This is a genomic window from Achromobacter colocynthidis, assembly GCF_057334535.1.
Genome location: NZ_JBHFIZ010000037.1, coordinates 384,212 through 395,442 on the forward strand (window position 1 = coordinate 384,212; position 11,231 = coordinate 395,442).

An 11,231-nucleotide genomic window follows, 5' to 3' on the forward strand; every position below is an offset into this window, starting at 1 on the left:
GCCCGGTGGGGGGGGGGGGGGCGCCAACGGCACCGCCTATCTGTCGCCGGAGCTCTATCGCGAGTTCTACAAGGAAACCAACTGGCATGAAGGCACCACCGGCACCCAGCTCAAGACGCGCAAGGTGTGCACGGCCGTGCACCGGGCGTCGGGCAACTGCGTCAGTTGGGGCGAAGAGCAATACACCGAGACCACGCAGGGCTCCCGCGCCGGCTACTACGAGCAGACGGATTCGCGCGATATCCCCGCCATCAAAGTGCAGTCGCGCGTGCCGCCGAAGCTGGCCTTGGCCAGCTTTACCCTCAAGGGCGGCCAACTGGTGCTGAGCCAGCGCATGCACATGAAGACGCCCAGCTACAAGTACAAGCAATCGGGCTGCCGCGCGGTCGACCCCAAGATGATCGAATGCCCGCTTGAAGACTTCACCGTCTACACGCGCCCGGCGCCGATGGATTTCACGCAGAAGCTGATCGCGCAGCGCCACAGCTTGAGCGATGCCCACCGGCAGTTGCTGTCCACGCTGCAACCCATGCAGATCACGCCGCTGGGCAAGCAAGGCATGGAAGATCCGATCTGGGGGGTGCCGCTGTCGATGGGTAGGGCAAAATAGCGCATGACCCCGCGCCAGCTCCGCTATTTTCTGGAAATCGCCCGCAGCGGCAGCTTGTCGCTGGCCTCGGCCGCGCTGCGCATCGCGCAGCCCGCGCTTAGCCAGCACGTGGCGGCGTTGGAAGCCGAGTTGGGCGTGGCCTTGTTTGAACGGCATGCCAAGGGCGTGACACTTACCGCCGAAGGCAAGCGCCTGCAACAACGCGCCACGTCCATTCTGGAACAACTGGAATCGCTGAAGACAGACGTGCTGGCTCCCACCGGCAAGCCGCGCGGGCCGGTTCGGGTATGTCTAGCGCGGTCGTTGGCCCAGGTGGTTGCCGCGCCGCTCGTGCGGTACGTCGAACAGAACTACCCCGACGTCCGGCTGTTGTTGTCGTCGGCCTTGTCCAGCGAAGTGCGCTTGGCGCTGCAAACGCGGCAACTGGACGTGGCGCTCATGCCCAACGCCTTCGAATTGCCGGGCCTGTATTGCAAGCCGGTCTATGAAGAACAGTTTTCGTTGTTCGGTCTGGAATCGCTATTCGATCGGCCGGGAAAAACGATGGCGTTTTCCGCGATCGGGTCGCGTCCGCTGGTGGCGCCTGACCGCGCCCACGATTTGCGCCGCCTGATCGAACGCACGGCGCTGGATCTGGATTGCCCGCTGAACGTGAAGTACGAGATCAACGACCCCGAACTGAATTTCGCCTTGGTGCGCGACGGCGTGGCGTTTGCGATCCTGCCTGACAGCGCTGGCCTGGAACTGGCGCGTGGCAACAAGGCCATGGGGGAACGGCGCCTGGTCCGGCCGCCCATTGCGCGCATGCAATCCATTGTGCGCGTGGCCGAAGGCGCGCCAGACAGCACGACGCTGGCCATGGAACACGCGCTGGAAGCCGTGTTGCGTACGCTGGTGGCGCGCAAGGTGCTGCGCGGAAAGCTGGCATAAGAAAAAACTTATATAAAACACAGATAAATAATATTTGTCTTCAGGTCTGACGCAGCCGTACGCTACTCCAAAAATGGCGCATCAAAAGCGCCGATACGGAGACAAGCATGCACGTACGACGCAGACAGTTCCTGGGCGCCATGGGCGCCGCCGTGTGCTGTAGCGCGCTGCCGATCAGGCAGCTACAGGCCAGCCCCCCCTTACGCATGCTGGTGGGTTTTGCCCCGGGCGGCGCGGCCGACCTGGTGGCCCGTGCGCTGGCCGAAGGCATGCGGGCATCGGGCTATACCCTCATCGTTGAAAACAAGGCCGGCGCGGGAGGCCGCATCGCGGTCGACTCGTTGCTGGCGGCGGGCGGCAATGGCAATGGCACGGGCAATGCCGTGCTGTTCACCCCCTCCACGAACCTGACGCTGTATCCGCATCTATACAAAGACCTGCGCTACACCCCCGCGGACTTCACGCCGCTGGGCACCGCCAGCCAGTTTGATTTTGGATTCGCGGTGGGCGCCGACAGCCCGGCGAAAACGTTGCAAGAGTTCCTGTCACTGGCGCAAAAGGACCCGCGCATGGCGGTCTACGGTACGCCCGGCGCGGGCACGGTCATGCACTTCCTGGGCGTCATGCTGGCGAACGCCAGCAAGGTTCCCTTGACGCCGATTCCGTACAAGGGCGGTTCACTGGCGCTGACGGACACCGTGGGCGGCGTCCTGCCCGCGCTGATCACCACGCTGCCCAACCTGATTCCCATGCACAAGGCCGGCAAGATCCGCATCCTGGCCATGACCGGTTCGGCGCCGTCGTCCGCGCTGCCCGACGTGCCCACGTTCGCCACAGCGGGCTATCCGTCGCTGACAGTGGCCGAGTACTTCACGCTGATCGGCAACAAGAGCTTGCCCGCCGACCAGGCACAGGCATTGGCGGGGGCCGTGGCCGACGCCGTGCGTTCGCCTGCGTTTGCAAAGGTCATGCAGCAGCAATTCTTCGACCCCAAAGTCACCGCGCCCGCCGCCTTGAAACGACAGATGGAACGCGAAGATGCGTTCTGGGCCCGGGTCGTCAAGGACAGCGGCTACACCCCCGAGGCCTGACGCGCCGCGCGCGTGGCCTGGCTTTATCCAGGAAGCACTATGAAAGGCAAGAACATCGTCGTCATCATGTCCGATGAACACAATCCCGCGTTCATGGGTTGTTCCGGGCATCCGTTCATCAAGACGCCAAACCTGGACGCGCTTGCCGCGCGTGGCGCACGCTTTCCGAACGCCTACACGCCCAGCCCGATCTGCGTGCCGGCGCGCGCGGCGTTCGCCACCGGCCATCGCGTGCACCAGACCCGGCATTGGGATAACGCCATGCCGTACGTGGGTGATCCGCAAGGCTGGGGCCATGTGTTGCAGCAGCAGGGCATCAACGTTGAAAGCATCGGCAAGCTGCACTATCGCAACGAAGAAGACCCGGTCGGTTTCGACGCGGAACATATCCCCATGCACGTGGTGGGCGGACACGGCATGGTGTGGGCGTCGATCCGGGATCCCTACTTGCCGGTGGCTGGGCGCAAGCGCATGCTGGGCGACCGTATCGGCATGGGCGAATCGCCCTATACGTCATATGACAGGTCCGTTACCGACCGCACCCTGGAGTGGCTGCGCGCGGCGGCCGATCGCGGTGAACCGTTCGTGTTGTACGTGGGCCTGGTGGCGCCGCACTTCCCGCTGATCGCGCCTCGGGAATTCTTTGACCTGTACGACGCCCGGCAGATCCCCGACGCCAAGCTGCATCCCAAAGACGGCTACGAACGCCATCCCTGGGTGCAGGCCTACGCGGAATTCGAGCGCAGCGAAGACACCTTCGAAAGCGAAGACGAGCGCGTCAATGCGTTCCTGGCGTACTACGGGCTATGCAGCTTTCTGGACAGCAACGTGGGCCGCATCGTGGACGCACTGGGCGCGCTCGGCCTGGCTGATTCCACGCACGTGGTCTATACGTCGGACCACGGCGACAACGTGGGTGCGCGTGGGCTGTGGGGAAAATCCACGCTCTACCAGGAAAGCGTCGGCATCCCGATGATCCTGGCCGGCCCCGACGTATCGCCTTCCGTCTGCGATACCGCGGTGGACCTGCTGGACCTGTATCCGACGATCTTGCAAGGCGTACGTGTGGACCCGACGCCACACATGGGCACGCGGTCGGGGCAATCGCTATTCGATATTGCGCGGCAACCCGTCGACGACGACCGCGCCATCCTCAGCGAATACCATGCAGCCGGCAGCAACACCGCGGGTTTCATGCTGCGCAAGGGGCCCTGGAAGTATCACCACTACGTGCGCTTTCAGCCGGAACTCTTCAACCTGGAGTCGGACCCCGGCGAACTGCACGACCTGGCAGGCGAACCCGCTTATGCCGCCGTGCTGGCGGGAATGAAGGCCGCGCTGTACGCGATCTGCAATCCGGAAGACGTGGACCGGCAGGCCAAGGCCGACCAGGCCGCGTTGATTGAACGCATGGGTGGCCCGGAGGCCGCCTCGACGATGGGCTCAAGCGGCGCAACGCCCGCCCCCAAGGTGGAGCAAGCGGCATGAATGAGGAAGAACGGAATGGGGAAGAACGGAATGGGGATGAACGGAATGGGAATGAACGGCCTGTGGACGAACGATACCTACACGACTGGAGCGGCCTGACGCGGGGCGTGCCCAGCGTCGTGCACCGGCCTACTACCACCGACGAGGTGGCGGCCCTGGTACGCGATGCGGATCGGCAGGGGCGCAAGATCACCATCCAGGGCGGCTTGACCGGGCTGGCGGGCGGCGGCGTGCCGGCCGACGGCGACGTGGTCATCAACCTGGAACGCATGAACCACATCGAATCCATTGATGCGGTCGAAGGCGTCATGCAGGTGCAGGCGGGCGCAACCTTGCAACAGGTGCAGGAAGCCGCGCTTGAAGCCGGTTGGTTCTTTCCGGTGGACATGGGCGCGCGCGGCAGTTGCCAGGTTGGCGGCAATGCCGCCACGAATGCCGGCGGCACGCAGGTGGTGCGCTACGGCACCATGCGCGACTCGGTGCTGGGGCTGGAAGCGGTCATGCCCGATGGGTCTGTCGTGACGTCGTTGACGCGCCTGGTCAAGAACAGCGCTGGCCTGGATTTGCGGTTTCTGTTCATCGGGTCTGAAGGCACGCTGGGCGTGATCACCCGCCTGACCTTGCGCTTGCAGCCCGATCCCGGCGCGCCCGCCACGGCGCTGGTGCAGGTGCCGGACACGCAGTCCATGGCCTTGCTGCTGCGCCATCTGAAAAAAACCCTGGGTCCGCAACTGAGCGCGTATGAATTCGTGTCGGCGCAGTTCCTGGAACGTGCCAGCAAGCTGGCGGGCGTGCCCTTGCCATTGCCGGGCAACGCGCCCTGGAGCGTGCTGATCCAGGCCAGCGGCCTGGCCGGCATGGACCCCCAGGCTGCCCTGGAGAACGCGCTGGAAGGCGCGCTGGAAGCGGAGTTGATCAGTGACTGCGCGGTGGCGTCCAGCCTGTCGGACGCCCAGAAATTCTGGCGCTTGCGGGAGTGCATCCCTGAATTGCTGACCGCGTTGAAGCCCACGGTGAACTTCGACTGCGGCCTGCCTTGGGCTGAAATGCCGACGTATGTGGCCGAAGTCGAGGCCACGCTGAAACAGAGATACCCCGACGCGACGCATTTGTTCATGGGGCATCTGGGCGACAACAACATCCACATCCTGACCGGCCCCCACGCGCAAAGCGAATGGCTGGGCGTGGAAGAGATTGTGTACAGCGCATTGCGTGGCCGGCAAGGCACGATCAGCGCCGAACACGGCATCGGTTTCCTGAAGAAGCCATTCTTGGGCTACACGCGCAGCGACGGTGAAATCGCGCTGCTCAAGCGGTTGAAGCGCGCGCTGGATCCCAACGACACGTTGAACCCGGGCCGCATCGTCGATTGACGCTCACACGGCGCGCATTTCAGACGGTCAGGTGTGTTCCCGCATGGTCTCGCACAGCTTGCGGATCGCCGCGATATCGCCCTGCCTGGCCATGCGCCGCAGTTGTTCGCTGAAATCCTTGAACGCCGCATCGCGCGCCTGCAATGCCTGCGCCCAATCGATCAGGTCCGAGATGGCGCCGCTTTCCAGCAGCAGTTGCACCTGCGCCAACTCGGCGTCGGAAAGATGCGCCGTCTGCGGTGGGGCCGAGTCCATCTCGTTGCTTGAGGGTTTGATCGACAGATTCAACAGCCTGCCCAGCACATGGCGAAGCTCAACCAGGTTGATGGGCTTGAGCAAGCTGGCGTCGTAGCCCGCGCCGCCCAAGGCCTGCGTGTCGTGGGGCGTTGCCGACACCGCGATGACGGGCAGGTCCGGCCAGCGCGCGCGGGCGGCTGCCAGCACGGCCGAGCCGTCAACGCCGTCCATGCGGTGGTCCGTGAGGATCAGGTCGGGACGGCGGGCGTCGTCTGCCTGGATGCGCGCCCCCATGCCCTGGCCACCCGCCGCGCTGTCCACCTGAAAGCCCATGCTGGCCAGTTCCTCGACCAGGAACTCCCGAATCTCCGGCGTGTCCTCGGCCAGCCACAGGTGCTTGCCGGATCCGTCCAGCATCGGCAGCACATGCGGCGCGGCGGCAATGTAGTGGTGCGAGATGCGGGACTCGTCCATCTTCCTGACCGGCAGCGTGACGCTGACCCGCGTCCCCTGCCCCACCTCGCTGTCGATGCTGATCGCGCCTTTCATGCGCTGCACCCATTGCTGCACGATGGGCAGGCCCAGCCCCACCCCCGGCTGGTTCTCGGCGGAAGCCAGCCGCTGGAAGGGTTCGAAGATGCGCTGCCGGTCTTCCGGCGCAATGCCGCAGCCGGTGTCGCGCACCGACAGTGCGAGCCGTCCCGCACCCTCGACCGCGTCGCCCGAATCGGGCGCGATGTAGTCGGCGGTCAAGGTCAGGACGCCGCCGCGCGTGAACTTGGCGGCGTTGTCGATCAGGTTGGACAGCACCTGCCGCACGCGCTTGCCATCCATTTCCAACACGGCGGGTACGGACTCCGACACCCGCAACACGAATTGGTTGTTCTGCCGGGCGGCGATCGGCGCGGATTCCTTGGCGACGGCGTCCAGCAAGGCGTGCACGTATTCAGGAGACACGCGCAGCGCCTGGCCGCCCGCGCCGGCGGCGTAATCGATCAGGTCATTCACCATGCTCAGCATGTGATCGGCGCTGCGACGAATGATCGCGCCGCGCGGCGCGTCGTCGCGGCCGCCCGCCTGGATCAGGTCCGCGAAACCGATGATGGACGTCAGCGGCGTGCGCAGGTCATGGCTGATGCGGGCCAGGAAGTCCTGGCGCACGCGGCCGGCTTCGTCAGCCCGAATCAACGCCGCCTGCAACGCCCGCGTGCGCGCCTTGACGGCCTGGTCCAGCCGCAGGTGTTCACGTTCGCGCGCTTGCGTCAGTTCCTGCTGGACCGCCAGTTTTTCCTGACGATGCTGGCGCGTGCGGCCATGCACCAGCACGGCCAGCATCAGCGACACCGACAACAGGTCCCAAGCCACCTCGGGCCCACCTTCCCACCGGCCGGGCAACAGCCCGTTGATGAAGGCCAGCCGCAAGAAGAGCAAGGCGCAATACACCGCGAAGGACAGCAGGAAGATCCGCGCATTGGCATGCCCGCGCCGCCAGCCATCGGCCATGGAAACCGGCCATACCAGCCCCCACAGGAAGACCAGTCCGACCACGGCCTGCGCGCTGGCGCGATACTCGCCCAGCGCCGCCCAGACCGAGCCCGCCAGGCCCAGGGCGATCAGCACGCCATACACCCAGCGCCACAGCCGCACCCGATGCAAGTCCGCGAACCGCATCACGGTATAGCCGAACACCGTGGCCGCCAGCGTCCCCAACACACTGGGCGCGCGCAACACCGTTTCACCGCCGCCCGTCAGTACGTAGCGGTACAGCAAACCCTGAAACGACAGGCTGTAGAGAATTTCAATGATGATGGCGGCGGCCAGAAACAGGAACACCTGATCGCGCTGGGCCACGCCCAGAACGCCGGTATAGATCGCCACCATCAGCAGCGCGCCGATCAGCAGCGCCAGGACCACCGTGCCGCGCTGCGCCGCGTCCACGAATGCCGCCGGCGTCCACAAGGTGGGTTCCATGCTGATGGCCGAACGGCTCTGCACCCTGACCAGCACCGTCACGCGCTCACCCGGCATCAGCAGCAGCGAGGCCACCGACACGGAAGAAGGCACTTCGCGCGAGGCGAGCGGCTCGCGGTTGCCCGCCAGCACGACTTTGAAGGGTTCTCGCTCACCGTCGTGATACAGGTAGAAGCGCACGTCTTCCAGCCTGGGCACGCCGAATGACAGCCAGCGTTCCAGGAAGCGATGGGTGGGGTTGTGCACGTCCAGCTTCAGCCAGTACACGGATGGCGAAAAGCCTCGGTTCAACCAGGCGGGGGTGACGGGCTGCCAGGGGCCGTCCAGGATCTGGCTGACGTCCTGGGTTCCGCTCGGATCTTCCACGCCGAGCAGTTCGTGGTTCAGCGGCAATTTGCCGGTGACGGCGCTCAGGTCCACGGGCGGCGGCGCGGCCTGGGGTTGCACGGCCTGCGCTTGCGCGGGCAGCAGCAGGCAAGACAGCGCCACTAACGTCGACAACAACGTCGACAACAACAACGACAACAACGGCAGCCAACCCGGCAAGCCCAGGCGGCGCTCACGCATGGGGATCCAGTTCCTGGCGCAAGGCCGTGGGCGGCATGCCGAAGCGTTCGCGAAAAGCCGTAGAGAAATTGCCACGGTTGCCATACCCCACCGCCTGCGAAATGGCCTGGATATCCAGGCTGGTCTCGCACAGCAAACGGCGTGCCTCGCGCATGCGTTCTTCCCGCAGGAACTCGAACACGGTCGTGCCCGCGCAGCGCCGGAAGGCCTGGTTCAGCCGCCGCGCATTGGTGTTCAACGCCTGGGCCAGCGCCATCAGTTCGGGCGTGTGGTCCAGCCGTTCGCGCAGCAGCTTGCGCGCCGCGCGAAACAACACACCGTCCAGCGTGGCCCCGGCGGCGGCGGCGGAGGTGCCGTCTTCCGCGCTGGCCTCGGCCACTGGTGACGCCGATGCCGGCACGGGCATGGGCGTTGCAGCCACCCGCAGATGAATCAGCAAGCGCAGGCGCACTTCCTCGAAATCAAACGGCTTGGCCACGTAGTCCACGGCGCCCGCCGACAGCCCCGCCACCCGTTCGCTGGGCAGGCAAGCGGCGGTCAGGAAGATGAGGGGAATGGCGCGCGTGGCCTGGTCGGCTTTCAGCAGGCGGCAGGCGGCAAGGCCGTCGCAGACCGGCATGTTCACGTCCATCAGGATGATGTCCGGCTGCACCAGTTGCGCCTTGCGATAGCCGTCGTTGCCATCCTCGGCCACATAGACGCGGCAGTCCTGACTGGTCAGGAAATCCACGAGCAGCATGCGGTCTTCGGGGCGGTCTTCAACGACCAGTACGCGCAAACCGGCGAGCTGGCCCGGAGCCAGTGGAAAAAAGGCGTCGTTCATGCCCCGAATTCTTTCATGCCGGCTGGCGCCAGCGTTGGTAACAAGAGACAAAACCGAGGCCTCGATTGGAATAATTTTCCTTGCGGCAAACCTACCTGGCATTCCAGCAAACCTCAGTAATGGAATATTTGCGTACTTACGATAATGTTTGTTACAGCGCGAAACTGGTCAGGGCGCCGTCTTTTCCGTCCCGTTGTGGCGTTGCCGCGACAGCCCGACGGAAGCCGAATTTCCCCGTATTTTCCGGCACCTACCAGTGACGGCGTCACGAGCGAAGGCATATTTCAGCGCCAGTCGGTTGCAACAATGTTGTGTACCCAAGTGTGTTTTATATGTCAAATAGCGTCTATCCATTCCAAATGTAACAAATCGCCGTCCGATCCCCCCATGCGCCGTCTATCCCGAATTTGCCGTCCCGTTGTCCTCTGCCTGACCCCCATTTCCTTGCATATCGGCCTTGCGACGACGGCCCTGGCGCTGGCCGCCGGACCGGTCATGGCGCAAAGCGTGCGTCCGCAATTGCCGTCGGCCGCCGAGCCGGGCCGCCCCCTGCCGCAACCGGCCATGCCGGAAAGCACGACCGCCGCGCCGCAGGTGACGGTGCAGCAAGGCAGCGCGTCCGAGGCGCCGGCAGGGGCCGAGAAGCTGAGCTTCACGCTGAGCAACATGCGCGTGGACGGCGTGACCCACTATCCCCCTGAAAAAATCAGCGCGTTCTACCAGGGGCTGGTGGGCAAGACGATCACGGTGGCCGACGCCTTCAAGGTGGCCAACGACATCGAACTGCTCTACCGCAACGACGGCTATGTGACCACGCGCGTCATCGTGCCGGAACAGACGGTGGACGGCGGCGTGTTTCGCATCGTGGTGGTGGAAGGCTATGTGTCGGACGTGAAGTACGACGGCGATATCGGCCCCGCGCAAGCGGCGGTTGAAAAGCTGGTGCAGCGCCTGCGCGGCGTGCGCCCCATCAATGTGGCCGAGGTCGAACGCCAACTGCTGCTGGCCAATGACCTTAGCGGCATGGTCGTACGCGCCTCGCTGGAAGCCTCACCCAAGGAAGTGGGCGGCTCGGTGCTGGTGGTGCACAGCGAACGCAAGCCCGTCGATGCCCGCCTGGGCTTTGACAACCGTGGCTCGCCCTACCTGGGCTGGAGCGAAATGACTGGCCAGGTCAGCCTGAATTCGTTTGGCGCGCGCGCCGACACCTTCACGCTGAGCGGGCGCCTGGGCTTTCCGGCCTACCGCAGCCAGGCCGTGGCCGGCAACTACGACATGCTGGTTTCCGACAGCGGCATGACTTTCGGCCTGGCCGCCAGCTACGCCAAGAGCGAACCGGGCCGCGACCTGGCCCCGCTGAACGTCGCCAGCGACGTGCAAGCCTACACGGCCACGCTGACCTATCCGCTGATCCGCTCGCGCCTGGAAAACCTGCGCGCCTTCGGCATGTTCGACGTGCGCAACGTCACCACCGACATCACCGACACCCCCTTCACGCGCGACCGTCTGCGTGTGCTGCGCGCGGGCCTGAGCTATGACCGCACCGACAGTTGGAACGGCATCACCGCCATACGCGGCACCGTGCACCAGGGCCTGGACGCGATGGGCGCCACGCAGGAAGGCGCCGAACTGGCTTCGCGCGCCAAGGGCCGCTCTGATTTCCTGAAGCTCACCGCCGAACTGACCCGTCTGCAACAGCTCACCGAACGTCTGTCGCTGGTGGCCACCTTCGCCGGCCAATACAGCGCCAGCCCGCTGTTGGCCAGCGAGGAATTCGCGCTGGGCGGCCCCAACTTCGGCCGCGGTTACGACGACGGCGAAATGTCCGCCGACTCCGGTCTGGCCGGCTCGCTGGAACTGCGCTACGCGGTGTCCACCGACAACTTCCTGCCGCACGGCGCGCACGTCTACTCGTTCATTGACGGCGGCCGCATCTGGTCGCGCAGCGAAAGCGCGCCCTTGACGCGCGCCAACGTGTCATCCATCGGGGCGGGCATGCGCGCCAACCTCAGCAAGAGCCTGTACGCCACGCTTGAAGTGGCCAAGCCCACCAGCGGCGATGTCCTGACCCAGGGCAACAAGAATCCCCGCGTGTTCTTCAGCATTTCGGCGCAGTACTAAGCAGCGAACGACAAGAGACC

The 11,231-nt window shown here is 65.1% G+C and carries 7 protein-coding genes and 1 pseudogene; 6 read left to right on the forward strand and 2 right to left on the reverse strand.

Going from position 1 to position 11,231, the window contains the following annotated elements; translation table 11 throughout:
• The 5 genes and pseudogenes from ACE04A_RS21550 to ACE04A_RS21570 form a co-directional block, all read left to right on the forward strand.
• Positions 1-610, forward strand: a pseudogene (locus ACE04A_RS21550) (hypothetical protein); the annotation flags it as partial.
• Between the two features lie 3 nt (positions 611-613).
• On the forward strand, positions 614-1,540 hold the full coding sequence (locus ACE04A_RS21555) for a LysR family transcriptional regulator (RefSeq protein ID WP_485820503.1): 927 nt from the start codon (positions 614-616) through the stop codon (positions 1,538-1,540).
• A gap of 107 nt (positions 1,541-1,647) precedes the next feature.
• The gene (locus tag ACE04A_RS21560) at positions 1,648-2,631 is read left to right on the forward strand and encodes a tripartite tricarboxylate transporter substrate-binding protein (RefSeq protein WP_448716358.1); all 984 of its coding nucleotides are present in this window, start codon (positions 1,648-1,650) and stop codon (positions 2,629-2,631) included.
• Between the two features lie 39 nt (positions 2,632-2,670).
• Positions 2,671-4,119, forward strand: a complete 1,449-nt coding sequence (locus tag ACE04A_RS21565) for a sulfatase family protein (protein WP_448716359.1) — start codon at positions 2,671-2,673, stop codon at positions 4,117-4,119.
• 62 nt (positions 4,120-4,181) lie between these two features.
• Positions 4,182-5,492 carry an FAD-binding oxidoreductase gene (locus ACE04A_RS21570; RefSeq protein WP_448716360.1) on the forward strand — a complete coding sequence of 437 codons (1,311 nt, stop codon included), beginning with the start codon at positions 4,182-4,184 and terminating at the stop codon, positions 5,490-5,492.
• A 27-nt stretch (positions 5,493-5,519) separates the two neighbouring features.
• On the opposite strand, the gene ACE04A_RS21575 is transcribed toward ACE04A_RS21570, so the two are convergent.
• Together ACE04A_RS21575 and ACE04A_RS21580 are read right to left on the reverse strand one after the other, a co-directional pair.
• A complete protein-coding gene (locus ACE04A_RS21575; RefSeq protein WP_485820504.1) occupies positions 5,520-8,267 on the reverse strand; it encodes a hybrid sensor histidine kinase/response regulator in 2,748 nt (915 codons plus the stop codon).
• Positions 8,260-9,090: a response regulator transcription factor gene (locus tag ACE04A_RS21580; RefSeq protein ID WP_259250046.1), complete on the reverse strand. Its 831-nt coding sequence runs from the start codon at positions 9,088-9,090 to the stop codon at positions 8,260-8,262. Before ACE04A_RS21580 ends, ACE04A_RS21575 begins: the two co-directional genes overlap by 8 nt.
• Before the next feature lie 387 nt (positions 9,091-9,477).
• On the opposite strand from ACE04A_RS21580, the gene ACE04A_RS21585 reads away from it, so the two are divergent.
• Positions 9,478-11,211, forward strand: a complete 1,734-nt coding sequence (locus ACE04A_RS21585; protein WP_279995886.1) for a ShlB/FhaC/HecB family hemolysin secretion/activation protein — start codon at positions 9,478-9,480, stop codon at positions 11,209-11,211.
• Positions 11,212-11,231: the final 20 nt, after the last annotated feature.